Raw genomic sequence first — 25685 nt, forward strand, 5'->3', positions numbered from 1 at the left:
TTTGTTAGGCTGTGTATTGGATTTTGAAGTGGAAATCAATGTGACTCTAACAAATAAAATTATCTTTTCTTTTATTATTTTTGTATCACCATTAATGGTACCGCCTGCTGCAATGGCGAGCCAAAATAATGTATTAGGTGACGCCTGGAATACTTTGTCTGATAACGTTTCACAAACGTGGAACGAGCCGCAACATTATGATTTGTATGTGCCCGCAATAACCTGGCATGCTCGCTTTGCCTACGATAAAGAAAAAACAGATCGCTATAACGAACGGCCTTGGGGTATTGGGTTCGGGCAAACGCGTTGGGATGACAGCGGTAACTGGCATGGTTTATATCTGATGGCGTTCAAAGATTCCTATAACAAATGGGAACCTATCGGTGGCTATGGCTGGGAGAAGATCTGGCGTCCTTTGACTGATGATAACTTCCGTCTTGGTCTGGGCTATACACTGGGGGCAACAGCGCGTGATAACTGGAACTACATTCCGATCCCCGTGATTCTACCTTTGGCATCGGTAGGGTATGGCCCTGCAACGTTCCAGATGACTTATATACCCGGCACGTACAACAACGGTAACGTTTACTTTGCCTGGGTACGCTTCCAATTCTGATGGGCATTGGTAGTCTGGAATCATACAAATCGCGTATTTTTGCTGTCTGGTATTCAAAAATACGGACTGCTGCACAGTTTTTAAAATAGGTAGTAATTTTTATCACTTTTTAGCAATTCTGGGCTGGACAAAATCCATCACAATTGGTGTACTGATGCCCGACACAGCATTTGTGTCGTTTTTCATGTAAAGGTAATTTAGATGTCTAAGATTAAAGGTAACGTTAAGTGGTTTAACGAGTCAAAAGGCTTTGGCTTCATTACTCCGGAAGATGGTAGCAAAGACGTGTTCGTACACTTCTCTGCAATCCAGAGCAATGGTTTCAAAACCCTGGCTGAAGGTCAGCGCGTTGAGTTTGAAATCACTAACGGTGCCAAAGGCCCATCTGCTGCAAACGTAATGCCTATCTAAGGCTTTACCAGTAGAATATAAAAACCCGCTAAGGCGGGTTTTTTTTGCTTTAAATTCAGGGGAAAAGATAAACTTTCACAAAGCACATCACAATCAGCGTGCTCATCAGCACCGCAGTCCATCCAGCAACACGTTCTTTCATAAGTTTGCCTCACACTCATTTTGATCCAGAGTGGCAGACAAAAATTAAGCTAACCTTAACGTGGCTTGAATCAATGACCGTAGGCTAAAGAAACTAACCAAAATGCGACGGCAGTCATGGTGAGTGAACCTGCGAGGTTAATCAGCATATTCAATCCAGCCCAGGCCAGACGCCCATCTTGTAATAAGAAAACAACTTCTGCCGAGAAAGTTGAAAACGTCGTAAGGCCTCCGCAAAAACCTGTGGTGATTAACAGTTTCCAGACAGGGTCGAGGTGAGTCATTCTGGTAAACAGCGCCAGCCCAAGCCCAATAATAAACGCACCGACCAGGTTTGCAGTCAATGTCCCGACGGGAATCGCCGCATGTACTGGGTTGAGCTTCATACTCAATAACCAACGCACAACACTTCCTGTCCCACCGCCAATAAACACGGCTAAAAGCATCTGCAACACGATAGTTTCCTGTTCGTTCTTATTTTAAAGTGCTTGAGTGTAACTTCAGCACGGGAAGTTTCACACCCGGTATACTGAAATTATTCGCAGCCTGTTGAGAGATGACAATGAAAGTTGCAGTAGGGCAATTTGCGGTGAGCAAGGTATGGCAGGAAAATGTACAAACCTGCCAGGAGTTGATGACGCAAGCGCGAGCAGCAGGGGCACAATTGCTGGTATTACCCGAGGCTGTCCTGGCTCGTGATGATAGCGACCCCGATTTATCAGTAAAATCAGCGCAAACCATGGACGACGAATTTATCGATAAGCTTTGCGAGCAGAGTCGTAATGATAATCTGACCACCATACTGACATTGCATATCAAAACCACGGTGGGCCGTGCGGCAAATACTTTGCTGGTAATTCGTGGCGGCGAGGTGATAGCTCGGTATCAGAAACTTCATCTCTATGATGCGTTTAATGTACAAGAATCGCGCCTGGTTGATGCGGGTGATGTATTGCCACCTTTAATTGAGGTCGCAGGTTTTAAAGTGGGGTTAATGACCTGCTACGATCTGCGTTTTCCGGAGATGGCTTTGAGTCTGGCTTTAGCGGGCGCTGATATTTTAGTCTTACCTGCGGCATGGGTACGTGGCCCAAATAAAGAGATGCATTGGTCAACGTTACTGGCGGCTCGTGCGCTTGATACCACATGTTATGTTGTGGCATCAGGTGAATGCGGTAATAAAAACATTGGTCATAGTCGAGTTGTGGATCCGCTCGGCGTTGTCATTGCATCGGCAAATCAGCGACCGGCTTTGATCTATGCTGAGTTGGATAGCGAATATTTAACTGAAGTAAGGGCCATGTTACCTGTCTTGAAAAACCGCCGGTTTGGCTTACCCAAATTGTTATGATGTTTTTTAAGTCGATCTTGATTCAACTTGTTACAGGTTGCTATTGTATCGCGCGAGAAAATGACCGTTAATTGTCTCAGTGTATTGTTCGCCGTATCCACGGCACGCATGATTAAAGAAGGTTGTTATGGGTGAGATTAGTATTACAAAGTTGTTGGTGGTCGGTGCGCTGATTGTTTTGTTATTTGGCACCAAGAAGTTGCGCACCCTGGGTGGTGATCTCGGCTCGGCAATCAAGGGCTTCAAGAAAGCCATGAATGAAGACGAGACTACCGCTAAGTCTGCCAACGATACGGATGCAACAACTGACCGTATTACGCATAAAGACTGATCACGACGCAGCTTTCGACCAGATATAAAAAAACCGGCATCATTTATGCCGGTTTTTTTGTGCTTGGCGCAAATTAAAGGTAACGATTTGTTACATCGTTATTTAACTTCCATACCTTTAGCTTGTAGATCTGCGTGGTATGAAGAGCGAACAAACGGGCCGCAAGCTGCATGGGTAAAGCCCATAGCCAGAGCTTCTGCTTTCATCTCTTCGAACTCGTCAGGGCTTACATAACGCTGCACTGGCAAGTGATGACGGCTTGGCTGTAAATATTGGCCCAGAGTCAACATAGTGACGCCGTGGCGACGTAGGTCGCGCATCACTTCCACAATTTCTGCGTTCGTTTCGCCTAAACCTACCATCAAACCTGACTTGGTTGGGATATCAGGATGCGCTTCTTTAAAACGCTCCAACAATTTCAGCGACCAGTTGTAGTCAGCGCCAGGACGTACTTTGCGATAAATACGCGGTACGTTTTCCAGGTTGTGGTTGAACACATCAGGCGGCGTGGCGGTAAGGATTTCTAGCGCTTTGTCCATTCGTCCACGGAAATCAGGCACTAATGTTTCAATTTTGATGGTCGGGTTTTTTTCGCGAATTGCGCTTATGCAATCGGCAAAATGTTGAGCTCCACCGTCGCGCAGGTCATCACGGTCAACTGATGTGATGACGACATAACGTAATGCCATGTCAGCGATAGTTTGGGCCAATTTGGCTGGTTCATTGGCATCTGGTGCAACAGGGCGACCATGAGCCACATCGCAGAATGGGCAGCGACGAGTGCAGATTGCACCAAGAATCATAAAGGTTGCCGTTCCGTGGTTGAAACATTCCGCCAGATTAGGGCAGGAAGCTTCTTCACACACAGAGTGCAGACCATTTTTACGCATTGCCGCTTTGATACCCTGAATTCGGGTCGAATCAGATGGAAGTTTGATCTTCATCCATTCTGGTTTTCTTAACAGCTCCTGGCGCTCAGTGACCACGTTTTTAACCGGGATCAGAGCCATTTTATCGGCGTCGCGATACTTGACACCGCGTTCCATTACAATAGGTTTACTCATATCGTACGTGTTCCAGTTGCTGAAAAAAATCAGGCTAATCGAATGTTTTATTTATCAACTATTTTTTAATAGCGCCTGAAGTATATCATCACTGAAGGGAATAAATCAGCCTGACAGAGCAGTAAATGGGGAAAGAATTGTAAATGAGTTGTTGGATTGTGCGCTTTTCGAGGTTAACAATTAGCAAATCGACCTCATAGCAACCGCCGGGAGGTCGATGTGACTACGCAGCCTATAATTTGTGCAGGATGCAGTTGTCAGAATAATAAATACTAAGCAGGTAAGTATTTAACCGGCGGATTATTCAATAACTCGATGAATTTATTGATGAGCAATGGTTGTACATCTTCAAGTGACGTTCCAGTACGTAGTGAACTGACCTGTGTCATCTCAAGACCTGCATATCCACAAGGGTTGATTCGCAGAAAAGGGCTGAGATCCATATCAATATTCAATGCCAGCCCGTGAAATGAACAGCCCTTACGAATACGTAAACCCAGAGAGCAAATCTTACGTCCATCAACATAGACACCAGGAGCATCCGCGCGTGGATAAGCTTCTATCTGTAATTCTGCAAGGGTATTGACCACGGTTTGCTCAAGAATGGTGACCAGTTCCCGAACACCGAGCTTACGACGTTTAAGATTAAGCAACACGTACATCACTTGCTGACCTGGTCCATGGTAAGTGACCTGGCCGCCCCGGTCGCTTTGAATCACGGGTATATCACCAGGAACGAGCACGTGCTCCGCTTTACCTGCCTGGCCTTGTGTAAAGACACGCTCGTGTTCTACCAGCCAAATTTCATCGGCGGTCGTTTCATCACGGGTATCGGTAAAATCATGCATCGCCTGAGAAATGGGTTCGTAGGGTTGCAGGCCAAGTTGGCGGATTTGAATAGTATCTTGAGACAAAACATCGTCTCCGGCAGGTTAGAAAGATGAGGGAGTATATATCACCGGGGCAAAAAGCAGTACCCGGCCTATTGGCCGGGTATGAATTACAGCACCATACGAACGATTTCGATCTTGCCGAGCTCTTCGTATAGGGTCTCAACTTGCTCAATGTGAGTCGCTTTAATGGTAACCGATACAGAATGGTAATTACCTTTGCTGCTCGGTTTAACCTGCGGGGTGTAGTCACCAGGTGCGTGGCGCTGCACCACCTCAATGACCAAATCAACCAGCTCGGGTTTCGCCAAACCCATCACTTTGTAAGTAAAGGGAGTCGGGAATTCGAGCAATTCTTTCAGATTGGTTTTCATGGTAGCTCCAGCGTTACGGCATTAAAAATGATAACTCCCGCCAGGAGGGGCGGGAGTTGCTTTGATTCATAGTATATGGGGATGACTTCTATTCTTTCAAGTGTTCAATTATTAACCAAACCAATGATGGAATGTCAGTTTGATGTAATCAATGATACGACTGAAGAAATTACCTTCTGGCATTTCCTGAAGGACAACCAGTGGGCGTTGCTCGATAGTTTTTCCATCGAGTTGGAAATTGATGGTACCAACAACCTGGTTTTTCTGCAGTGGTGCATGCAGTTCAGTGGTGTTAAGTACATAGCTCGCTTTCAGATCTTTCATGCGGCCACGAGGGATTGTCAGATAAACGTCTTTATCAACCCCGAGCGATGCACGGTCGTTATCACCAAACCAGGCTGGCTCAGAAGCAAACTCTTTACCGGCTTTCAGTGGCGAGACAGTTTCAAAGAAACGGAAACCCCAGGTCAGCAGTTTTTTGCTTTCGGTTTCACGACCTTTGTACGTACGTCCACCAAGTACTGCAGAAATCAGGCGCATCTGGCCTTCAGTTGCAGAGGCCACCAGGTTATAACCTGCGGCATCGGTATGACCAGTTTTGATGCCATCAACTTGCAGGCTGGTATCCCACAGCAAGCCGTTACGGTTTGTCTGGCGGATATTGTTGAAGGTGAACTCTTTCTCTTTGTAGATAGCGTATTCGTTCGGCACATCGCGAATCAGCGCCTGGCCAATCAACGCCATATCACGCGCTGAGCTGAATTGGCCTTCGGCATCGAGACCGTGTACGGTCCCGAAATGGGTATTCTTCAGACCCAATGCGGAAACATAGCTATTCATCAGGCCAACAAATGCATCCTGGCTGCCGGCCACGAAATCGGCCATTGCAACACATGCATCGTTACCTGATTGCAGGTTAATACCGCGAATCAGCTGAGATACTGGCACCTGCATGCCTGGTTTCAGGAACATCAATGATGAACCTTTAAATACCGGGTTACCGGTCGCCCATGCATCCTGTCCAACAGTCACAATCGAGCTTTCGTTAAATTTACCGGCTTTCATCGCTTGACCGATGACGTAGCTGGTCATCATTTTGGTCAGGCTTGCAGGATCACGACGAGTATCAGCATTAGACTCGGCCAGTACTTTACCGGAGTTGTAATCGATCAGGATGTACGCTTCCGCATCAATCTGCGGGACGCCTGGGATCATGGTTTTAATGTTCAGGTCGTCAGCGTGTGCGACAGCCATCCCCGAAAGAGTGAGGGCCGTAGTGAGCGCCAAGCGTTTAACAAAACGAAAAGAAGGGGCTGTATTCATGATTAGAACAACGACATCCATGATGGGAATAAAAAAGTGCCTTACTATAGCAAAAGCGATTTTTGCTGGCATCCGTCTTTGCGCATCATTTGTTAATGGAATTTACATTAATTGACGCACGACGGATGCCAGACACAACCACTTACATAGCGGGTGCGTTAGTGATGAAAGATTGCTGCTGGGCTTCGCTCATTAAACGTTGTTGCACAGCAGCAGCTTCGTTCCGACTGCCAAATGGCCCAAGCTGTACACGGAACATAGCACCGTTAGTGGAAACCTTGCCCGGCACGCCAAATTGCTGGCTAAGTTTTTGCTGCCACTGAGTTGCACGAGTCTGATCGCTGACTGCACCGACCTGAACGACATAACGCCCGGAAGCTGTGGCAACTGGAGCTGCTGTCTGTACGTTACCCTGAACTGAGCCTGGCGCGGTAACCGGTGCATTTTGTTGTACAGGTGCTGCCGTTTGAACTGGTGTTGCTGCTACTGCAGGATCCGGGGCAACTACAGGCTGGTCATTTTCAATCACGCCGGGGGCCAGTGGAGTTGCAGCACCTAAGAAACCACTGCTATTTACTGGGGCTCCGGTTGTGTCTTCACTTTTCAGTGAGGAGTTACTAATAGCGCGTACTTCACCTTGCGGAGCTTCTGTTGGCATTCCTGAAGAAGCACTGCCCATTCCACCACTTAAATCAGGGCGAGCGGGGAGGATGTAGGTCTGTTTGGCAACAGTTGTACACACAGTCCCAGGTCCGGACATGGAACCATCCTGGGCAACAATAATTGGGTCGATGCGTACTTTGGTGTTGTTTGAGTTGTTCAAACGGTCGGCTGCGGCGCGTGATAATGAAATGACACGATCATTGCCATAAGGGCCACGATCGTTAATACGCACGACAATCATGCGCCCATTTGCGAGGTTTGTGATACGCGCATAGCTTGGAATAGGAAGTGTTGGATGGGCAGCAGTCAGGGCAGTCGCATCAAATGGCTCGCCTGATGCTGTCAGGTTGCTACCTGGTTCCGCATCATAAATAGCGGCAAAACCTGCCTGGCTAAAGTTTGCCGGATTCTGCACGATTTTGTAGCGTTTACCGTTATTTTCGTAATCCTGATTAGCCGAAGGATTCAACGGTTCAAAGCGCGGTTCCGCACCGCTTATCTCAACCGTCGGTCCATTACACACCGCCGGTTGCGGTTGCTGGTTTACCTGTTGTTGATCACCGTCATCAGACGAGCAGCCAGCCAGTATTGCAGCAACGACACAGATCCCAAGCCAACGCTTAACCATTACGCACCTCATCCACTTACACGCTTTTTGATAACATTTTTCTGTGGGTATGTATCGACATCACGATACCAAACCCGGCCATCAGAACGATCAGGGCCGAGCCCCCGTAGCTCACCAGCGGCAAAGGTACGCCGACCACCGGTAAGATACCACTAACCATACCAATGTTAACAAACACATATACGAATAAAATCAACATCAGCCCACCAGCCATTACTCGACCAAATGTGGTCTGAGCACGAGCGGCAATGATAAGGCCGCGCATAATAAGCAATAGATAGAGCGCCAGTAACACCAGAACACCCACCAAGCCTAGCTCTTCGGCAAGTACTGCAAAGATAAAGTCAGTGTGGCGTTCGGGTAAGAATTCGAGTTGCGACTGTGTTCCGTGTAACCAACCTTTGCCACGTAATCCGCCAGAACCAATAGCAATTTTAGACTGAATAATATGATAGCCAGCACCGAGAGGGTCACTTTCCGGATCAAGCAGCATCATTACGCGTGCACGTTGGTAATCGTGCATCAGGAAGAACCACAGAATCGGAATAAAGGCGGCAACCAATAGCACGGCAACACCGATAAGTTTCCAGCTCATACCGGATAAGAACAGCACGAACAGTCCTGATGCGGCAATGAGAATAGACGTTCCCAGATCGGGCTGAGCGGCAACCAGCAGCGTCGGCATGAAAATGAGTATCAGCGCGATGCCGGTATTCTTCAGTGTTGGTGGGCAGACATCGCGGTTAATAAAGCGCGCCACCATCAGCGGCACGGCAATTTTTGCGATTTCGGACGGCTGGAAACGCACAATACCGAGGTCAAGCCAGCGTTGTGCACCTTTGGATATCGCTCCAAACGCATCCACCGCCACCAATAATATTATGCAGACAATATACAGATAAGGAGCCCAGCCTTCGTACACGCGAGGCGGGATTTGCGCCATCACGATCATCACGATCAGCCCCATCAGGATCTGGCCAATTTTACGCTCCATCATGTCCATGTCCTGGCCACTGGCGCTCCAGATTACCAGCGCACTAAAGATAAGCAGCGCCAGAATGGTCACCAGGAAGAGCGGATCGATGTGGATTTTATCCCAGAACGACTTTTTATTTGGATTATCAGTCATGATTATTGATCCTCTGCACCTGCTGCTGCCGGTGCTTCAGTAGGCAGAACCGTATTGTCGTCCCCGAGCATAATATGGTCGAGGATCTGGCGCATGATGGTGCCTACAGCGGGGCCTGCGCCGCCGTTTTCCAGAATCATGGTGACGGAAACCTGTGGATTATCGTAAGGGGCGAACGCAGTCATCAATTTATGGTCGCGTAAGCGTTCAGCAATTTTATGAGCGTTATAAGTTTCATTAGCTTTCAGACCAAAGACCTGTGCCGTCCCTGATTTCGCAGCAATCTTGTACGGTGCATTGGCAAAGTATTTATGGGCTGTACCGTTAGGGCGGTTGGCTACGCCATACATCCCATCTTTGGCAATTTCCCAGTAACCTGAGTGAATATCGCCAACCGGCGGTTGAACCGGCTGCTGCCACGGCACTTTTTTGCCGTTCTCAACGGTGCTCGACAAAAAATGAGGGACACGAACGATGCCGTCGTTAATCAGGATCATCATTGCTTTGCTCATTTGAATCGGAGTCGCGGTCCAGTAGCCCTGGCCGATACCAACAGGAATTGTGTCACCCTGATACCATGGCTTTTTAAAGCGTTTCTGCTTCCATTCGCGTGTTGGCATGTTGCCGGACCTCTCTTCAGAGAGATCGATACCGGTATAGTGCCCGTAGCCAAACTTACGCATCCACTCGCCCATACGGTCGATGCCCATGTCGTAAGCGACCTGATAGAAATAGGTATCAGCGGATTCTTCAAGCGCTTTGGTGACGTTCAGGCGGCCGTGGCCCCACTTTTTCCAGTCACGATAGCGTTTTTCAGAACCAGGTAACTGCCACCAGCCTGGGTCAAAGAGGGAAGTATTGCGGGTGATTACCCCAGCACTTAACGCGGATACCGCCATATACGGTTTCACCGTGGAAGCCGGAGGGTAAACCCCTTGCGTTGCACGGTTGATAAGCGGCGTGTTCGGGTCATTGAGCAAACCGGAATAGTCTTTGCTTGAGATGCCATCAACGAACAAGTTCGGGTTGTAACTTGGCATCGAAACAAGCGCCAGAATGCCGCCGGTGCGTGGGTCGGTGACCACAACTGCTGCACGGCTTCCTGCTAATAAGGTTTCAATGTAATTCTGTAGCTTAAGGTCGATAGTCAGATAGATATCGTGCCCAGCTTGTGGCGGCACTTCCTTGAGCTGGCGAATGACACGGCCACGGTTGTTGACTTCAACTTCTTCATAACCCGTCTGGCCATGCAAGACATCTTCGTAATAACGTTCAATACCGAGCTTACCGATATCATGCGTTGAGGCGTAGTTTGCCAGCTTGCCGTCTTTATCAAGGCGTTCAACGTCTTTATCGTTAATTTTGGAAACGTAGCCAATGACATGTGTTAGTGCTGAGCCATAGGGGTAGAAACGACGTTTATAGCCCTTAACCTCAACACCCGGGAAACGGTACTGATTCACGGCAAAACGGGCAACCTGCACTTCGGTGAGGTTGGTTTTCACCGGAATAGAGGTGAAGCGATGAGAACGTGCTCGCTCTTTCTTAAAGTTGGCAATATCGTCGTCAGTTAAATCTACGACTGAACGTAACGCTTCAAGCGTCGCCTGCACGTCGTCCACTTTCTCAGGCATCATTTCCACTTGGTAAATGGTGCGGTTGAGGGCGAGTGGTGTGCCGTTGCGATCGTAGATAATGCCGCGGCTAGGCGGAATGGGGACCAGTTTTATGCGGTTTTCATTCGAGCGAGTTTGGTAGTCAGTGAAACGGACGATTTGTAAATTATAAAGGTTGGCGACAAGCACACCGCTTAGCACCAAAATGCCTAGAAACGCGACCAGCGCCCGGCGCACAAAAAGCGCAGACTCAGCTGTATAGTCACGAAAAGAATTCTGTAATTTCATCCGCAGCTTTGTTCTACCTGACGATATCTACTCACGGTGATAAGGATGGTTGGTCGTAATGCTCCACGCACGGTAGAGGCTTTCTGCTACAAGCACCCGAACTAAAGGATGTGGCATTGTCAGAGTGGACAGTGACCAGCTTTGCTCTGCCGCAGCTTTGCATGCTGGAGCGAGTCCTTCTGGACCGCCAATCAGCAAGCTTACATCTCTACCATCCTGTTTCCAGCGTTCAAGCTGCACGGCAAGGTGCGGTGTATCCCAAGGTTGCCCTGGGATATCCAGCGTGACAATTCGGTTGCCCTTGCCGGCTGCAGCCAACATCATTTCGCCTTCTTTTTCGAGAATGCGTTTGATATCGGCATTTTTGCTGCGTTTTCCCGCAGGAATTTCTACCAGTTCGAATGGCATATCCTTGGGAAAACGACGCAGGTACTCGGTAAAGCCGATTTGCACCCAGTCAGGCATTTTGGTGCCAACTGCTACTAATTGCAGCTTCACTCATTAACCCCAGAGCTTTTCCAATTCGTATAGCTGGCGGCTTTCTTCTTGCATCACATGGACGATAATTTCGCCAAGGTCAACAACCACCCAGTCAGTCGCATTCACGCCTTTCACGCCCAAAGCTTCAAAACCGGCTTTGCGAGATGATTCTACGACGTGTTCAGCGATGGACATAACGTGACGGTTAGAGGTGCCGGTACAGATAATCATGCAATCAGTGATGCTTGATTTACCCTGAACATCCAGAGCAATGATGTCCTGGCCTTTGAGGTCGTCGATTTTATCAACGATGAAATCTTGAAATTCTTTACCCTGCAAGTGTTCCCCCTGGGAAAAGTAGAGTGTGTTCGATTTAGCCCGCATGATACCCATAATGGGGCAGCTTTACTGACAATTCGGCAATGCGGCGCTCAAAGCGGGGTATCATCCCACCGAGTGGCCTGGTTTGCATCGCCATTTTTGTAAAACTATTTTGGAAAGTCATGCTTGCGGGCAGGAAATTATGGCAGCGGAGCATAACAGTCTGAGGTGTAGTGTCAATGGTTGACGATACCAGAGACGTTGGCAACTTATTGCACCGGCGGACAAATAGCCCGGTTATTGAGAGTCCTGAGTGTGGTAAACCCCTCTCGAATCTCAATTGAACTCCATGCCCCTTGTTCAATTACAAAGTGCCACAATGACGCGGGCGGCATGTTGAGCAGGGTAGCGATAAGCAGACTCAGTACGCCCTGATGGCTCACAATCAAAACATTTTCATCTTTTGGCAACGTGGATAACGATGCGGAGAATTCGCTGACACGGCGGGAAAAAAGCTGGAAGCCCTCACCATTGCGGGGAATAACGTTCTGCCAGTCGTTGCACCATGCGGCGTAGTTTTCGCTATCCAAACGCTGTAAATCACGGTGATGGCGCATCTCCCAGTCACCAAAATCCATCTCATTAAGTCGTGGTTCGGTAACTACAGGGATTTTACGTTGCTGGAGAATCAATTGAGTGGTGTGTTGCGCCCGGCCCAACTCACTGCAAAGCACCTTCTCAAAAGCAACATGACTTAGCATATCGCCTACCGCTTCGGCCTGGTTGATGCCTTCCGCAGTCAGTGGAGTTTCAGAAATGCCACTGTAAAGACCGTCTAAATTTGCCTGGGTTTGTCCATGGCGCACTAACCATAATTTCATCTCATCCTCGCGCAAACATTGGCTGGCACTGGCATAAGTGTATCATTGCACCTCAAGTTCGAAGTCTGTTTTATTGGGGGACGTATGGCGTTCAGTAGTCAGCACGGCGGCAATATCATTGAAGCTGCAGCTGTTATGGGTGTGGATGCGAATTCACTTATCGATTTTAGTGCCAATATTAACCCATTGGGTATGCCCGATTCATTGAAGCGCGCCATTACCGAAAACCTGGCTATTGCTGAACGTTACCCTGACGTTGAATATCGCGCGCTGCACCAGGCTTTGGCCGAACATCATCAAGTCCCCCAAGAATGGGTATTGGCAGGTAATGGCGAAACGGAGCTGATATTTAATCTAGTACAGCAACTCTTGCCACATAAGGCGCTGTTATTGACGCCGGGTTTTGCTGAATATCGTCGTGCGCTAACGCGAGTTAATTGCGAAATAATTGATTTTCATCTTAGTGAAGAACAAAGCTGGCAACCTGATGAATCATTATTGCAGGCATTAACCCCCGATTTGGATTGCTTGTTTTTATGCACACCGAATAACCCGACTGGTTTGATGCCTGAGAAATCTTTGCTTTTGGCCATTGCGCAGCGTTGCCAGGAAAACCATATTGATTTAATTCTTGATGAAGCCTTCCTCGATTTTTTACCCAATGAGCCAGGCCTGATTCCGCACTTAGCAAAGTTCTCCCGACTTTATGTTCTGCGCTCACTCACCAAATTTTTTGCTATTGCCGGTCTACGACTTGGTTATATGGTGAGTGCCAATACAGAAGTGGTTGGACGTATTCGAAGACAAAGAGAACCATGGACCATTAATGCGTTTGCTGCATTGGCAGGAGAGGTGATTCTCAATGACAGGGCTTATATCGAGGCGAGTTATCGTTGGCTAAGCACCGAACAACCTCGCTTGTTTAAAGGTCTTGGTGAGCTATCGGGAATTAAAGTATGGCCTCCACGGGCGAACTATATTTTTCTACGTTGCGAAATTGAAGGTTTAGATCTGCAACAACGGTTGCTGGAAGAAAATATTTTAATTCGTCACTGTGTAAATTATCCGGGACTAGATTCGCGCTATTACCGTGTGGCGATTAAAAGCCCTGTCGACAACGACAAACTGCTGGCTGCCATGCAGCGCATTCTCAGCAATACAGATGGTGCTGGCGAATAAACTCAGCGACTGCTGGGGGGAGTAGATCATCACAGGTTTGATGCTGCTCTAATCGTTGGCGGATAGCCGTTGCCGAAATGTCATACATTGGCGTTTGCGCGAGGTAAATCTGACCGGCAGACTGGCTATGGAGCTCTTCAACCGAATCGGTTTGATGCGCTTCAAGCCATTGCTGTTCCTCAGGTGTGTTCATCGACAGAGAATATCCGGGACGTTGGCAAACCAGCAGGTGGCATAACGTCAGCAGTGTTTCCCAACGATGCCAGCGTTGCAGGCTAAGCAAGGAGTCCTGTCCCACGATAAACGCCAAAGGTTGTTCAGCTCCAATCTCCGAGCGTAGCTGTTCGAGAGTTTCAACAGTGTACGACGGTGTTTCGCGCTGGAGTTCGCGGTCATCCAGCTTAAACAGGGGGTTCCCGGCAATGGCAATTTCGACCATGGTTTTGCGCTGCTCGCTGTTCGCCAGCGGCTGCGCACGATGTGGAGGAACGTTATTCGGCATGATAGTGACTTGTTGCAGTGCCACCTGTTTTGCCAGTACTTCGACCGGTTTTAAATGCCCGTAATGGATGGGGTCGAATGTTCCGCCATACAGGGCACATAGACGTGAAGTGCTGTTAGCCATCAATGAAAATTTCCGGCAGTGCTTTATGGCACAGCAAAAGAGAAAGCCCTTCCAGCTCGGCCCAGACCGACTGGCCGTAATCTTTTTTCAGCGTCATTTCGATTTGACTAAGCAAACGCACCGCCTGATAAAGCTGTTCTGCAGATAAGCGATTGAGTGCTTCCGTCACCAGCGCACGACGATTCTGCCACACGCGCTGTTGGTCAAATAAAGTACGTAGCGGAGTATGCGCTGACTGGCGTTTGAGATTAACCAGTTGCAGTAGCTCGCGCTGGATTGTTCGCAGCAAAATCACTGGTTCACTGGCTTCCAACCGGAGCTGTTGCAGAATATGCAATGCACGCTTACTTTTCCCTGCCAGAATCGCATCCACCCAATGGAATGGAGTGAAGTGAGCTGCATCGTTTACCGCTTGCTCAACCCGAGGCAAGGTCAACGTACCATCAGGCCAAATCAGCGAAAGACGTTCCAGGGCTTGGGACAGTGCCAGCAGATTTCCTTCATAGCAATAACACAGCAGTTGGTTGGCCGCATCATCGAGTGTGAGATTCATCTGTTTAGCGCGTTGGGCTACCCAGCGAGGCAATTGAGCCTGTTCCGGAGTTTGACAGGTCACAATAACGCAACGTTCGGCCAGCTTACTTAGCCACGCTGCATTTTCTTGAGCTTTGGTGAATTTGTTACCACGCACCAGCAGAAGAATGTCGTCATGCAGCAGGGACACCAGAGATTCTAGTTGGGCATTGATCGCAGCGTTTGGACCATTTTCTGGTAACAGCAACAGAAGTGTCTGGCGACTGGCGAACAGGCTTAAAGCCTGGCAAATCGAGAACAGATCTTGCCAGTCGGTACTGACATCAATCTGAACGGTATGGTGTTCTTCGAAACCCTGGGTGCCAGCCATTTGGCGAATGGCATCCTGGCTCTCCTGGAGTAATAGCGGATCGTTACCGAGTAGCAAATACGCCGCGCGCAGCCCTTCATTGAGCTGCGCGCGAAGTTGTTCAGGGTACAACCTTATCATTGGCTACCAGATGTGGCCGAAAGCGTGGTCGAAGTGCGGCCTGCTGGCGTTGCTGGCGTAGAAGTTGAGGTTGTGCCTTTAACCGGCGTCTCAGCTGCTTCGGTTTCAGCGACATCAGCAACATGCACGGTCATCAGCTTACGAATAAGCTGTTGAGCTGCAGTGGTGTACATCTCTTTGATCAATAAATCTTGCTCGGCATCTTTTTGCAGTGCAGCAAGTGGGTTATCAAAGAATGACTTATACACTCTGGCGTTAATTGGATAAATGTCATGACCCGGAATCAGCACCTGCGCTGAAACTGTCATAACCATTTGATACTCCGCTGTGCGACCATCCTGGAAGACAGATGCAGTATCTTTTCCGAGTGAGCTGCCTAGTAAGCGCAGCGACGGAATATCCTTGCGAACGCCCGTTCCGGTATCGCTGACTATCGTAACGCCGTTAAGGCGCAACTGAGAGCGTACTTCACGCGCTAGTGGGCCGTTCGGATCACCAGAGTTGAAGATCAAGGTTTTCATTTGATCAGGAACCTGCGTGCTGCCACGCAGGTGAAAACCACACCCGGCAGTGACAAGCACCGCCAAAGTAACTAACAAGCTGATAAAGGGATGTCGCACGGTTCCTCCTGCGCTTAGCCCACAACCAAATTGAGCAGTTTGCCCGGAACGTAAATCACTTTACGTACGGTCACACCCTCAAGATATTTCGCAACCAGATGTTCCTGACCTGCGCGTTCCTGCACTTGTTCTTGCGTTGCATCCGCTGGAACAGTGATTTTGCCGCGAACTTTACCGTTCACCTGTACAACCACCAGCAGCGAGTCTTCGACCATCGCTTTTTCATCAGCCTGTGGCCATGGTGCGTTGTCGATATCGCCTTCGCCACCCAGTGACTGCCACATATCGAAGCAAACATGCGGGGTGAAAGGATAAAGCATGCGAACCACAGCAATCAGCGCTTCATTCAGCAGCGCGCGGTCTTGATCGCCGTCCTGTGGTGCTTTCGCCAGTTTGTTCATCAATTCCATGATGGCAGCGATTGCGGTGTTAAAGGTCTGACGACGACCAATATCATCGGTCACTTTCGCGATGGTTTTATGAACATCACGGCGCAATGCTTTTTGATCTTCGCTAAGAGCTGCAACGTCAAGCGCTGGAGCTGCACCGCGGCTGGTGTGCTCGTAAGCCAGTCTCCAGACACGTTTCAGGAAGCGGTTAGCCCCTTCAACGCCAGATTCCTGCCATTCCAGCGTCATATCCGCAGGAGAGGCAAACATCATAAACAGGCGAACAGTATCTGCGCCGTAGCGTTCAACCATGACTTGCGGGTCGATGCCGTTGTTTTTCGACTTCGACATTTTACTCATGCCAGCATAGACCAGTTCATTGCCCTGTGCGTCGCAGGCTTTGATAATACGGCCTTTCTCGTCACGTTCTACAATCGCATCAACCGGAGAAACCCAGTTACGCTCACCGTTAACACCGGTGTAATAGAACGCATCAGCCAGAACCATACCCTGACACAGCAGTTGTTTGGCGGGCTCGTTAGAGGTCACCATGCCTGCATCACGCATCAGTTTGTGGAAGAAGCGGAAGTAGAGCAGGTGCATGATGGCGTGTTCGATGCCACCAATGTAGATATCAACCGGCAGCCAGTAGTTAGCTGCTTTGGAATCCAGCATACCTTTGTCGTACTGCGGGCAGGTGTAACGCGCGTAGTACCAGGAAGATTCCATAAAGGTATCGAAGGTATCGGTTTCACGCAGCGCAGGTTTGCCATCAATAGTGGTTTTTGCCCACTCAGGATCAGCTTTAATTGGGCTGGTGATACCGTCCATTACGACATCTTCAGGCAGGATAACAGGCAGCTGATCTGCAGGCGTTGGCATAACGGTGCCGTCTTCCAGAGTCACCATTGGAATTGGCGCGCCCCAGTAACGCTGACGGGAAACACCCCAGTCGCGCAGACGATAGTTAACTTTACGCTCGCCAACACCTTTGGCTGCCAGTTTGTCGGCAATAGCGTTAAAGCCGTTCTGGAAGTCCAGACCGTCGAACTCACCTGAATTGAACAGAACGCCTTTTTCGGTCATTGCGCAAGCCGTCAAGTCTGGTTCGCTACCATCGGCATTCAGAATAACCGGTTTGATTTGCAGACCGTATTTGGTCGCAAACTCCCAGTCGCGCTGGTCATGACCAGGAACGGCCATTACAGCACCGGTGCCGTATTCCATCAGGACGAAGTTTGCTACCCAAACTGGAACAGACTCACCGGTCAGTGGGTGAATAGCGTTAACGCCAGTCGCAACACCTTTCTTCTCCATCGTTGCCATTTCTGCTTCGGCAACTTTGGTGTTACGGCACTCTTCAACGAACTCAGCCAGCGCTGGGTTGTTCAGTGCGGCTTGCTGCGCGATTGGGTGACCTGCGGCAACGGCCAGATAGGTCACGCCCATAAAGGTGTCCGGACGCGTGGTGTAAACAGTCAGTTTCTCAGCGCTGTTTTCCACATCGAAAGTGATCTCAACACCTTCGGAACGGCCAATCCAGTTACGCTGCATGGTTTTGACCTGCTCAGGCCAATGGTCCAGCGTATCGAGGTCGTTTAATAACTCGTCTGCATAAGCGGTGATTTTGATAAACCACTGTGGGATCTCTTTACGCTCAACTTTGGAGTCACAGCGCCAGCAGCAGCCGTCGATAACCTGCTCGTTAGCCAGAACGGTCTGGTCGTTCGGGCACCAGTTAACCGCGGAGGTCTTTTTATAAACCAGCCCTTTGGTGTACAGCTGAGTAAAGAACTGCTGTTCCCAACGATAGTATTCTGGGGTACAGGTCGCCAGCTCGCGGCTCCAGTCATAACCAAAGCCCAGCGTTTTGAGCTGGTTCTTCATGTAGTTGATGTTGTCGTAAGTCCACGGCGCAGGGGCGGTGTTATTTTTTACCGCGGCACCTTCAGCGGGCAGACCGAACGCATCCCAGCCAATGGGCTGAAGAACGTTTTTGCCAAGCATGCGCTGGTAACGTGCGATAACGTCACCGATGGTGTAGTTACGAACGTGGCCCATGTGTAGTCGGCCAGAAGGATAGGGTAGCATCGAGAGGCAGTAATACTTCTCTTTGCCTTCGTCTTCGGTTACTTCAAAAGTACGCTTCTCTTGCCAGTGAAGCTGTACGTTGGATTCTATCTCTTCCGGGCGATATTGCTCTTGCATGGCAGCCAATGGTCCTGTGATGAAAAACAGCTACAGGTTAGGTTTCATTCCTAACGTGTGATTTGATCCGCATAGCATAGCCGATAAGAGTGCGGCAAAACAGCCTTTCAAGGGCCGTGATCACCATTTCTCATTTGCAGATATTTACCTTGCTTGTGGTCAATCTAACAAAGAGATGCCCGATTAAGGTCTACTATTATAGTCAGTTACATGACACTGAACGCATGAAACTCTTCAAGGAGGCAGGTAGACGATGAACAAGGTTGCTCAATTTTACCGTGAACTGGTGGCCTCACTCACCGAACGGTTACGCAATGGAGAGCGCGATATTGACGAACTGGTCGACAGCGCGCGTAAACGCATGAACGAAACCGGGGAGCTGACTCGTACCGAAGTAGATGAAGTGACGCGTGCAGTCCGCCGTGATTTAGAAGAGTTTGCTCGCAGTTATAACGAAAGCCAGGATGAATTTACCGACAGCGTCTTCATGCGCGTGATTAAAGAGAGTCTTTGGCAGGAACTGGCTGATATCACCGACAAAACGCAGCTCGAATGGCGCGAAGTTTTCCAGGACCTCAACCACCACGGCGTTTATCATAGCGGTGAAGTGGTCGGCCTTGGCAATTTGGTTTGCGAGAACTGCCATTTCCACCTGGCGATTTATACCCCTGATGTGCTGCCCGTTTGCCCGAAATGTGGGCATAACCAGTTTAGCCGTCGCCCATTTGAACCTTAATTTTCACAACGCGAAGGAACCGCAATGCAACGAAAACCCCTGGCCAGAAGAATTCTGGCCGTCTTCCTCACCATGATGCTAATGCCCACCACGGTATCGGCAGTTCAAATCCTGAAATATTCCGACCATGAACCACTGGGCGGAATGCGCACCAGCTTTATCAAGAACATTTTCTTTACCGAAATTGAGAAGGAATCGCACGGCCGCCTGAAGGTTGACGATCACTGGAACAGTGAACTGGCTCGTAGCTATGATGCTCTGGGTGTCGTTAAAGAAGGGAAGGTTGCTGATATGGCAATCGTGGTGCCTGAATATACGGCGAAAGAATTTCCCCTGCAGCAGATCTTCAAAAGTTTCCCTGTTGGTCCAACGGGTGAAAAACAGGTTGAGTTTTTCCGCAAGGCTTACGCCACTATCCCTGAGTTCCAGGCTGAGTTAGCAAAGCAAAATGTGGTTAACATCTTCCTTGCGACCGGCTATCCCGTGGCTTTTTTCAGTACTAAACCCCTGAGCGCATTAGGTGATATCAAAGGAACAAAGTGGCGTTCAGCCAGTTTCTGGCATCAGGATTTCCTGAAAAATAGCGGTGCAATTCCCGTTTCTATGCCGTGGGGCGAGGGAATTTATGACGCGCTGAAAGCGGGAAGTCTGGACGGATTAATGGTTAACGTCGACAGCGGTTATGAGCTCAACGTGCATAAAACGGCTCCTAATGTTTTGATCTCCAAAGATCTGTGGTTGGGCCATGTTTATCCGTTGGTGATGAATAAAGACACCTGGAATAAACTTGCCGATCAAGACAAGCAAGCCATTCAACGCGCCGCTCAAAAAGCGTATCAAACTTTAGGCTCGGTGATGGACAGCAGTTTCGATGTCATGGTGAGTGAGTCGCGTGATAAAGGTGTAAATATTCGCGAGCTGAAACCTGATGAAGTAAAGCATTGGGAAACGGCGACCCATTACCAGGATGTGCAAAGCAAATGGGTGAAGGAGCAAGAGAGTAAAAGCGTGAAGGACGCAGGTCCTGTGATGAATAAAGTCACAGTGTTAATGAACGAGACTATGAAGTAATTTTGCCGCGCAACCACCGCTCGAGAGGGTGATTGCGCGACTTAATACCGAATCAGTGCAGGATTTTCGCCAGGAAGTCTTTCGCACGTTCGGACTGCGGGTTGTTGAAGAAATCCTCTTTATTCGAGTCTTCGACAATCTTCCCTTCATCCATAAAGATCACGCGATTTGCCACTTTACGGGCAAAGCCCATCTCGTGGGTCACCACCATCATAGTCATCCCTTCGTGTGCCAGCTCAACCATAACGTCCAGCACTTCATTGATCATCTCAGGGTCAAGGGCTGAAGTCGGTTCATCAAACAACATGGCAACCGGGTCCATACACAGTGCACGAGCAATCGCCACACGCTGCTGTTGGCCGCCAGAAAGTTGCGCCGGGAATTTATCCGCATGTGCGGTCAACCCAACACGCTCAAGCAGTTTCAGCCCCTTTTTACGCGACTCTTCTTTGTTGCGTTTCAGCACTTTCACCTGCGCTAACGTCAGGTTTTCAATGATCGACAAATGGGGGAACAGCTCAAAGTGTTGGAATACCATACCGACGTGCGAGCGTAACTCAGCCAGATTGGTTTTCTTATTATTCACCTGGGTGCCGTTCACCACGATTTCGCCTTTCTGCACAGGTTCCAGGCCATTCACGGTTTTAATCAGCGTTGATTTACCCGAGCCAGAAGGCCCGCAAACCACAACGACTTCGCCTTTTTTCACTTCGGTTGAGCAGTCGGTTAGCACCTGAAAGTGACCATACCATTTAGAAACATTTTTCAGGGAGATCATTACACTGTCCTTTTCTTCAAATAGCTGACCAAAAGCGAAGCGCTCAAACTGATTGCAAAATACACGGCACCAGCAAACAGGATCATTTCGACCTGTGTTCCGTCGCGCTCGCCAATCGTCGATGCGGTACGGAAGAAATCTGCCAGGCTCAACACATAAACCAGCGACGTATCCTGGAACAGTACGATGCCTTGCGTTAACAGCAACGGCACCATGGCGCGGAAGGCTTGCGGCAGGATGATCAATTTCATTGACTGCCAGTGCGTCATCCCCAAAGCCAGCGCGGCGTTGGACTGCCCACGCGAAACGCTCTGAATACCCGCGCGGATAATCTCTGAATAGTAAGCGGCTTCAAACATAGAAAACGCCACCATCGCGGAAATTAAGCGAATGTCGGTTTGTGGGGAAAGCCCCAATACTTTCTGCAAGAATCCCGGCACCACCAGGTAGAACCACAGCAGAACCATGACGAGCGGAATAGAGCGGAAAACGTTGACGTAAGCGCTGGCAAACCAGGCCACCGGCTTAATCGGTGACAGGCGCATCACTGCGAGCAGTGTTCCCCACACAATACCGAAGATAACCGCTGTCACCGTGATTTTCAGGGTAATGATCAGCCCCTGCATCAGGTAAGGCATAGCGGGAAGAATGGACGTCCAGTCAAAATCGTACATTATTATTTGCCTCCCATATTGCCAGGCAGGCGAACTTTGCGTTCCACCACATACATCACCAACATAATCACGGCGTTAATCAGCACATACGCCAGCGTGATGGCCGTAAAGGATTCATAGGCGTGCGCGGAGTAATCCAGCAATTTACCCGCCTGAGCGGCCATATCGACCAGACCGATAGTTGACGCAATGGCTGAGTTCTTCACCAGGTTCATCATTTCAGATGTCATTGGCGGCACGATAACGCGATAAGCGTTTGGTAACAGTACGTAGCGGTATGCTTGTGGGAGTGTCAGCCCCATCGCCAGTGCGGCATTTTTCTGGCCGCGTGGCAAAGACTGAATGGCTGCACGAACCTGTTCGCATACGCGAGCGGCGGTAAACAGGCCAAGGCAAATCATTGATGACACGAAGAATTGAACATTCGGGTCAAGCTCAGATTTAAACCACATGCCGAGATTTTCAGGCAGTAATTCCGGCACCACTAAGTACCAGGTAAAGAACTGCACGATAAGCGGCACGTTACGGAACAGCTCGACATACAGCGTGCCAAGGCTCGACAGCCATTTATTGGGAACGGTACGTAAAATGCCGAACAGAGAGCCGACGAGGAAAGCGATTATCCATGCACAGATGGACAGGGCGACGGTGACCTGGAAGCCATTCCAAATCCAGCCCAAATAGGTGGTGTTGCCGAACGGGGCGGGCTGTAGAAATATTCCCCAGTTCCAGTCTATAGACATAACATACTCCGAGAAAAAATTGAGGGTAGCGAGTTACGCTACCCTCGAAGATTGATGAGAAGCTTGCACCCTGATTTCAGATCTATGCCTGAGATTTATTGGGGTGCTTTCACGCCGGATGGGGAACGGCCATCCGACGCATAGTCTGTCCGAGCTTCATGTTCGTCAATCGAGAGGGCTGGGTCATCCCGGCCCCTTGTTCTATACCCGCCATCCTTCAAGCTGCAGCCTGGCTGCAACTCGAATGCTAATGGGTATGTTTAGTTCAGTGCTTTATCGTTTGGTTCTTTGAACAGGGCTTTCATGTCGTCAGACAGAGCGAAGTTCATGTTGATGTTTTTCGGTGGAATTGGATTCATGAACCACTTATCAAACCATTTCGCCGCTTCACCAGATGTCTGTGCCTGAGCGATGGTGTCATCCATCAGCTTCTTAAACTCTGGATCGTCTTTACGCAGCATACAGCCGTAAGCTTCGCGGGATTGCGGAGTGCCGAGGATTTCCCAGTTATCTTGTTTCTTCGCTTTAGCACGTTCGCCAGCCAACAGGGCATCATCCATCATAAAGGCAACGGCACGACCGCTTTCCAGGGTACGGAAAGAGTCACCGTGGTCTTTGGCACTGATGATACGCATATCCATTTTCTTCTCTTCATTCAGCTTGTTCAGCAGAACTTCAGAAGTGGTACCAGAAGTCACAACAACTGCTTTGCCTTTCAGGTCAGCGAAGTCCTTAATCGGGCCGCCTTTCTTAACCAGCAGACGGGTACCGACGACGAAGATCGTGTCAGAGAACGATGCTTGTTTCTGGCGTTCCAGGTTGTTGGTGGTAGAGCCACACTCAAAATCGAAGGTGCCGTTTTGCAGCAATGGAATACGGTTTTGTGAAGTAATCGGGATCAACTTAACCTGCAGGTCAGGCTTGTTGAGCTTTTTCTTCACGGCTTCAACGATAGCGTTGGAGTAATCCTGTGAATAGCCGACGACTTTTTGTTGGTTATCGTAGTAAGAAAAAGGAACAGAAGACTCACGGTGACCGACCACAATGACGCCGTTTGCGGCAATCTTATCAAGAGTACTTTGTTGAGCTGCAGGTTTAGCATCTTCGGCGTGTGCGATTCCAGCGCCTAAACCCATAACCAGCAAAGCTGAGGCTAGTTTACGTAATTGCATTACCAACTCCTTTATCTTAATGCCATGAGGCATTGATACCCGTTGTGAGTGTTTTACCTGTCATCCCTCGAGCCGCAGTGGCTGAATGCTGCCAAGTATATTTTTGTTGTTGTGTGTTATTGAATAAGCTTAATTCTTTGTCTTTTTGTTAACACTTAACCTAGCTTAATGTAAAGATTTTGCTATCCAGATGTTTATTTTTGCGAAGCGTGCCGCACCGTTTAGAGGCAAAAATCTTCCGTTGCACTACTTTGGTGCTGGCTTTGTCATCGTTTGGTGCATCTCAATGCTTCATGCTGCTCACAGGGTAGTGATTCAGCATTTTGTATCTTTCTAGTGAGTAATATTTTGCAAAGGTTGTGCCAGAAATGAAAATGACCAGCATGAGCTGGCCATTTTTAGGTAATGCAGAATCAGGATTTGCGGCGTGTGCGCAGTGCCAACAGAACAGAGGCAAAGCCAAAGATGAGTGTTGCGCCCCACAGTGGCCAGTTGCCAAAGCGTGCATATGGCGTAATACCGCGCGTTGGCGTGACCTTCGCTTCCAGAACTTCGCGAGTAAACTGCGGGATCATTGCGTCGATATCACCGTTAGCATTAATCACGGCGGTAATACCGTTGTTCGTGCTGCGCAGAAGCGGACGACCCAGCTCCAGTGAACGCATACGTGCCATCTGGAAATGCTGCCATGGGCCAATCGATTTGCCGAACCATGCATCATTCGAAATAGTCAGCAGGAAGTCAGTATCAGGGCGGAAGTTATCGCGCACCTGCTCTCCCAGGATAATTTCGTAGCAAATCGCAGGTGTCAGCTTAATACCATTGGACTCCAACTGCGGCTGTAAATATGGGCCGCGACTGAATGATGACATTGGCAAATCAAAGAACGGGGCCAGTGGGCGCAGAATCGATTCCAGCGGCACAAACTCGCCAAACGGCACCAGATGGTTTTTGTTGTAACGATCGGCGCTGTTATAGCTGTACTGGTTGCCTTCACCCAATGTGATGATGGTGTTGTATGTGTCGTAGCGGTTCTGCTTATTCAAACGCGCATCAACAATACCGGTAATGAGCGAGCTGTGCTTCGAGCGCAGCAGGTCGTCCATCATCGTCAGGAATTGCTGCTGGTTAATCTCAAGATCCGGGATTGCCGATTCAGGCCAGATAATCAGTTGGGATTTCCCCATCTGTGGCTGCGTTTTATCGAGATAGATCTTCAGAGTATTAAGCAGCTGGTTTTCATCCCATTTCAGGGATTGCGGGATATCACCCTGAACCATCGCGACATCAATCGTGCGTGCAGTTTGTGGCTGATACCACTGAATAGAACGCAATGGCCACGGCAGGAGCAGCAGGGCTGCAGCAATGACCACAGGACGCCAGTTACGTTCGTGCAGTGCAAACACCAGCAGGCCGCTGATAATCATCAGCAGGAAGGTCACGCTTTCAACACCGAGAATCGGGGCGATGCCTTTTAGCGGGCCATCAATCTGGCTATAACCAAATTGCAGCCACGGGAAGCCAGTTAATACCCAGCCACGCAGGAATTCGGTGAGTTGCCACAGCATGGGTGCTGCGATAGCCACGCGCCACCAGGTGGTTTTGGGGCAAAGCTTGCTGAGGAAACCGCCAAACAAACCGGTGTACAGCGACAAGTAAGCCGCAAGCAGCACCACCAGGAAGATATTAACCGGGCCAGGCATTCCGCCAAACTGCGCGATGCTGACATAAACCCAGTTAATGCCCGAGCCAAATAGCCCCAGTCCCCAGAAGAAACCAATCCACGCACTTTGAATAGCGCGTCGATTTAGTGTCAGCCCTTGAAGCCCTGCCAGAGAAACAATCGCGGCAGGCCAAAAATCGTAAGGGGAGAAAGCCAGCGTTCCGCAGGCACCAAAAAGCAGCGCCAGCAGCAGACGCACACGCTGGCGTTGAAGGAGTAGGGCTATAGACATCTTT

General features: G+C 49.3%; 27 protein-coding genes. 7 read left to right on the top strand and 20 right to left on the bottom strand.

Translation table 11 applies throughout. The features are described from left to right. Positions 1–58: 58 nt before the first annotated feature. Together pagP and cspE are read left to right on the top strand one after the other, a co-directional pair. Positions 59–616: a lipid IV(A) palmitoyltransferase PagP gene (gene pagP, locus M977_RS16585; RefSeq protein ID WP_342446877.1), complete on the top strand. Its 558-nt coding sequence runs from the start codon at positions 59–61 to the stop codon at positions 614–616. Between the two features lie 201 nt (positions 617–817). Beyond that, the gene (cspE, locus tag M977_RS16590) at positions 818–1027 is read left to right on the top strand and encodes a transcription antiterminator/RNA stability regulator CspE (protein ID WP_004100146.1); all 210 of its coding nucleotides are present in this window, start codon (positions 818–820) and stop codon (positions 1025–1027) included. 212 nt (positions 1028–1239) lie between these two features. Here cspE and crcB read toward each other — a convergent pair whose 3' ends face one another. Continuing rightward, positions 1240–1623, bottom strand: a complete 384-nt coding sequence (gene crcB / locus M977_RS16595) for a fluoride efflux transporter CrcB (protein ID WP_064517008.1) — start codon at positions 1621–1623, stop codon at positions 1240–1242. Between the two features lie 107 nt (positions 1624–1730). Here crcB and M977_RS16600 point away from each other — a divergent pair, with 107 nt between their 5' ends. Further along, positions 1731–2519 carry a deaminated glutathione amidase gene (locus M977_RS16600; RefSeq protein ID WP_064517010.1) on the top strand — a complete coding sequence of 263 codons (789 nt, stop codon included), beginning with the start codon at positions 1731–1733 and terminating at the stop codon, positions 2517–2519. A gap of 127 nt (positions 2520–2646) precedes the next feature. Then, positions 2647–2850, top strand: a complete 204-nt coding sequence (gene tatE, locus M977_RS16605; protein WP_064517012.1) for a twin-arginine translocase subunit TatE — start codon at positions 2647–2649, stop codon at positions 2848–2850. Positions 2851–2948: 98 nt separating this feature from the next. Here the strand turns inward: tatE and lipA are convergent, their stop codons facing one another. The 10 genes from lipA to M977_RS16655 all read right to left on the bottom strand — a co-directional run bounded on the left by lipA (position 2949) and on the right by M977_RS16655 (position 12507). Continuing rightward, on the bottom strand, positions 2949–3914 hold the full coding sequence (lipA, locus tag M977_RS16610; protein WP_064517014.1) for a lipoyl synthase: 966 nt from the start codon (positions 3912–3914) through the stop codon (positions 2949–2951). Between the two features lie 272 nt (positions 3915–4186). Beyond that, complete coding sequence (gene lipB, locus M977_RS16615; RefSeq protein WP_064517016.1) at positions 4187–4828, bottom strand: lipoyl(octanoyl) transferase LipB; 642 nt, start codon at positions 4826–4828, stop codon at positions 4187–4189. 86 nt (positions 4829–4914) lie between these two features. After that, positions 4915–5178: a DUF493 family protein YbeD gene (gene ybeD / locus M977_RS16620; RefSeq protein ID WP_034456720.1), complete on the bottom strand. Its 264-nt coding sequence runs from the start codon at positions 5176–5178 to the stop codon at positions 4915–4917. 111 nt (positions 5179–5289) lie between these two features. Further along, on the bottom strand, positions 5290–6501 hold the full coding sequence (gene dacA, locus M977_RS16625) for a D-alanyl-D-alanine carboxypeptidase DacA (RefSeq protein ID WP_034457229.1): 1212 nt from the start codon (positions 6499–6501) through the stop codon (positions 5290–5292). A gap of 142 nt (positions 6502–6643) precedes the next feature. Next, positions 6644–7792 (bottom strand): endolytic peptidoglycan transglycosylase RlpA, encoded by a 1149-nt coding sequence (rlpA, locus tag M977_RS16630; protein WP_064517019.1) that lies wholly within the window; start codon positions 7790–7792, stop codon positions 6644–6646. A gap of 16 nt (positions 7793–7808) precedes the next feature. After that, entirely contained in the window at positions 7809–8921 is a 1113-nt protein-coding gene (gene mrdB, locus M977_RS16635; protein WP_064517021.1) for a peptidoglycan glycosyltransferase MrdB, read from the bottom strand. A 2-nt stretch (positions 8922–8923) separates the two neighbouring features. Continuing rightward, positions 8924–10825, bottom strand: coding sequence for a peptidoglycan DD-transpeptidase MrdA (gene mrdA / locus M977_RS16640; protein WP_064517026.1), 1902 nt, complete (start codon positions 10823–10825; stop codon positions 8924–8926). 27 nt (positions 10826–10852) lie between these two features. Next, positions 10853–11323: a 23S rRNA (pseudouridine(1915)-N(3))-methyltransferase RlmH gene (gene rlmH / locus M977_RS16645; RefSeq protein WP_064517027.1), complete on the bottom strand. Its 471-nt coding sequence runs from the start codon at positions 11321–11323 to the stop codon at positions 10853–10855. A 3-nt stretch (positions 11324–11326) separates the two neighbouring features. After that, positions 11327–11644, bottom strand: coding sequence for a ribosome silencing factor (gene rsfS / locus M977_RS16650; protein ID WP_064517029.1), 318 nt, complete (start codon positions 11642–11644; stop codon positions 11327–11329). 251 nt (positions 11645–11895) lie between these two features. Beyond that, on the bottom strand, positions 11896–12507 hold the full coding sequence (locus M977_RS16655; protein ID WP_064517031.1) for an adenosylcobalamin/alpha-ribazole phosphatase: 612 nt from the start codon (positions 12505–12507) through the stop codon (positions 11896–11898). An 84-nt stretch (positions 12508–12591) separates the two neighbouring features. On the opposite strand from M977_RS16655, the gene cobD reads away from it, so the two are divergent. Then, the gene (gene cobD, locus M977_RS16660) at positions 12592–13686 is read left to right on the top strand and encodes a threonine-phosphate decarboxylase CobD (protein WP_064517036.1); all 1095 of its coding nucleotides are present in this window, start codon (positions 12592–12594) and stop codon (positions 13684–13686) included. Here the strand turns inward: cobD and nadD are convergent. From nadD to leuS, 4 genes are read right to left on the bottom strand one after another with little or no spacing between them, the layout of a single operon-like run. Further along, positions 13658–14311, bottom strand: a complete 654-nt coding sequence (gene nadD / locus M977_RS16665) for a nicotinate-nucleotide adenylyltransferase (protein ID WP_064517038.1) — start codon at positions 14309–14311, stop codon at positions 13658–13660. The two genes, cobD and nadD, sit on opposite strands and share 29 nt — an antisense overlap. After that, positions 14304–15335 (bottom strand): DNA polymerase III subunit delta, encoded by a 1032-nt coding sequence (gene holA / locus M977_RS16670; protein WP_064517040.1) that lies wholly within the window; start codon positions 15333–15335, stop codon positions 14304–14306. Before holA ends, nadD begins: the two co-directional genes overlap by 8 nt. Beyond that, positions 15332–15955 carry an LPS assembly lipoprotein LptE gene (gene lptE / locus M977_RS16675; RefSeq protein WP_064517042.1) on the bottom strand — a complete coding sequence of 208 codons (624 nt, stop codon included), beginning with the start codon at positions 15953–15955 and terminating at the stop codon, positions 15332–15334. The genes holA and lptE overlap by 4 nt, the downstream gene beginning before the upstream one ends. Before the next feature lie 14 nt (positions 15956–15969). Then, the gene (gene leuS / locus M977_RS16680; RefSeq protein WP_064517044.1) at positions 15970–18552 is read right to left on the bottom strand and encodes a leucine--tRNA ligase; all 2583 of its coding nucleotides are present in this window, start codon (positions 18550–18552) and stop codon (positions 15970–15972) included. 253 nt (positions 18553–18805) lie between these two features. On the opposite strand from leuS, the gene M977_RS16685 reads away from it, so the two are divergent. After that, positions 18806–19288, top strand: coding sequence for a zinc ribbon-containing protein (locus tag M977_RS16685; protein WP_064517046.1), 483 nt, complete (start codon positions 18806–18808; stop codon positions 19286–19288). Between the two features lie 24 nt (positions 19289–19312). Continuing rightward, positions 19313–20359: a TRAP transporter substrate-binding protein DctP gene (gene dctP, locus M977_RS16690; RefSeq protein ID WP_064517048.1), complete on the top strand. Its 1047-nt coding sequence runs from the start codon at positions 19313–19315 to the stop codon at positions 20357–20359. Positions 20360–20411: 52 nt separating this feature from the next. On the opposite strand, the gene M977_RS16695 is transcribed toward dctP, so the two are convergent. From M977_RS16695 to lnt, 5 genes are all read right to left on the bottom strand, one after another. Continuing rightward, positions 20412–21137 carry an amino acid ABC transporter ATP-binding protein gene (locus M977_RS16695; RefSeq protein WP_064517051.1) on the bottom strand — a complete coding sequence of 242 codons (726 nt, stop codon included), beginning with the start codon at positions 21135–21137 and terminating at the stop codon, positions 20412–20414. Further along, positions 21137–21811 carry a glutamate/aspartate ABC transporter permease GltK gene (gltK, locus tag M977_RS16700; protein WP_034494015.1) on the bottom strand — a complete coding sequence of 225 codons (675 nt, stop codon included), beginning with the start codon at positions 21809–21811 and terminating at the stop codon, positions 21137–21139. The genes M977_RS16695 and gltK overlap by 1 nt, the downstream gene beginning before the upstream one ends. A 2-nt stretch (positions 21812–21813) precedes the next feature. Next, entirely contained in the window at positions 21814–22554 is a 741-nt protein-coding gene (locus tag M977_RS16705) for an amino acid ABC transporter permease (RefSeq protein ID WP_064517053.1), read from the bottom strand. 260 nt (positions 22555–22814) lie between these two features. Then, positions 22815–23726 (bottom strand): amino acid ABC transporter substrate-binding protein, encoded by a 912-nt coding sequence (locus M977_RS16710; RefSeq protein ID WP_064517055.1) that lies wholly within the window; start codon positions 23724–23726, stop codon positions 22815–22817. Between the two features lie 413 nt (positions 23727–24139). Continuing rightward, positions 24140–25681, bottom strand: a complete 1542-nt coding sequence (gene lnt, locus M977_RS16715; RefSeq protein WP_064517057.1) for an apolipoprotein N-acyltransferase — start codon at positions 25679–25681, stop codon at positions 24140–24142. Positions 25682–25685 lie beyond the last annotated feature (4 nt).

The organism is Buttiauxella gaviniae ATCC 51604 (assembly GCF_001654835.1).
Lineage (GTDB): Bacteria > Pseudomonadota > Gammaproteobacteria > Enterobacterales > Enterobacteriaceae > Buttiauxella > Buttiauxella gaviniae.

What these genes read in the sequence shown, in the direction of transcription:
- lipA (WP_064517014.1), bottom strand. Translation starts at nt 3,914, where the DNA reads ATGAGTAAACCTATTGTAATGGAACGCGGTGTCAAGTATCGCGACGCC.
- M977_RS16600 (WP_064517010.1), top strand. Translation starts at nt 1,731, where the DNA reads ATGAAAGTTGCAGTAGGGCAATTTGCGGTGAGCAAGGTATGGCAGGAA.
- tatE (WP_064517012.1), top strand. Translation starts at nt 2,647, where the DNA reads ATGGGTGAGATTAGTATTACAAAGTTGTTGGTGGTCGGTGCGCTGATT.
- dctP (WP_064517048.1), top strand. Translation starts at nt 19,313, where the DNA reads ATGCAACGAAAACCCCTGGCCAGAAGAATTCTGGCCGTCTTCCTCACC.
- lnt (WP_064517057.1), bottom strand. Translation starts at nt 25,681, where the DNA reads ATGTCTATAGCCCTACTCCTTCAACGCCAGCGTGTGCGTCTGCTGCTG.
- holA (WP_064517040.1), bottom strand. Translation starts at nt 15,335, where the DNA reads ATGATAAGGTTGTACCCTGAACAACTTCGCGCGCAGCTCAATGAAGGG.
- M977_RS16705 (WP_064517053.1), bottom strand. Translation starts at nt 22,554, where the DNA reads ATGTCTATAGACTGGAACTGGGGAATATTTCTACAGCCCGCCCCGTTC.
- M977_RS16685 (WP_064517046.1), top strand. Translation starts at nt 18,806, where the DNA reads ATGAACAAGGTTGCTCAATTTTACCGTGAACTGGTGGCCTCACTCACC.
- M977_RS16655 (WP_064517031.1), bottom strand. Translation starts at nt 12,507, where the DNA reads ATGAAATTATGGTTAGTGCGCCATGGACAAACCCAGGCAAATTTAGAC.
- nadD (WP_064517038.1), bottom strand. Translation starts at nt 14,311, where the DNA reads ATGGCTAACAGCACTTCACGTCTATGTGCCCTGTATGGCGGAACATTC.
- M977_RS16695 (WP_064517051.1), bottom strand. Translation starts at nt 21,137, where the DNA reads ATGATCTCCCTGAAAAATGTTTCTAAATGGTATGGTCACTTTCAGGTG.
- dacA (WP_034457229.1), bottom strand. Translation starts at nt 6,501, where the DNA reads ATGAATACAGCCCCTTCTTTTCGTTTTGTTAAACGCTTGGCGCTCACT.
- mrdB (WP_064517021.1), bottom strand. Translation starts at nt 8,921, where the DNA reads ATGACTGATAATCCAAATAAAAAGTCGTTCTGGGATAAAATCCACATC.
- rlpA (WP_064517019.1), bottom strand. Translation starts at nt 7,792, where the DNA reads ATGGTTAAGCGTTGGCTTGGGATCTGTGTCGTTGCTGCAATACTGGCT.
- M977_RS16710 (WP_064517055.1), bottom strand. Translation starts at nt 23,726, where the DNA reads ATGCAATTACGTAAACTAGCCTCAGCTTTGCTGGTTATGGGTTTAGGC.
- mrdA (WP_064517026.1), bottom strand. Translation starts at nt 10,825, where the DNA reads ATGAAATTACAGAATTCTTTTCGTGACTATACAGCTGAGTCTGCGCTT.
- gltK (WP_034494015.1), bottom strand. Translation starts at nt 21,811, where the DNA reads ATGTACGATTTTGACTGGACGTCCATTCTTCCCGCTATGCCTTACCTG.
- cspE (WP_004100146.1), top strand. Translation starts at nt 818, where the DNA reads ATGTCTAAGATTAAAGGTAACGTTAAGTGGTTTAACGAGTCAAAAGGC.
- ybeD (WP_034456720.1), bottom strand. Translation starts at nt 5,178, where the DNA reads ATGAAAACCAATCTGAAAGAATTGCTCGAATTCCCGACTCCCTTTACT.
- cobD (WP_064517036.1), top strand. Translation starts at nt 12,592, where the DNA reads ATGGCGTTCAGTAGTCAGCACGGCGGCAATATCATTGAAGCTGCAGCT.
- leuS (WP_064517044.1), bottom strand. Translation starts at nt 18,552, where the DNA reads ATGCAAGAGCAATATCGCCCGGAAGAGATAGAATCCAACGTACAGCTT.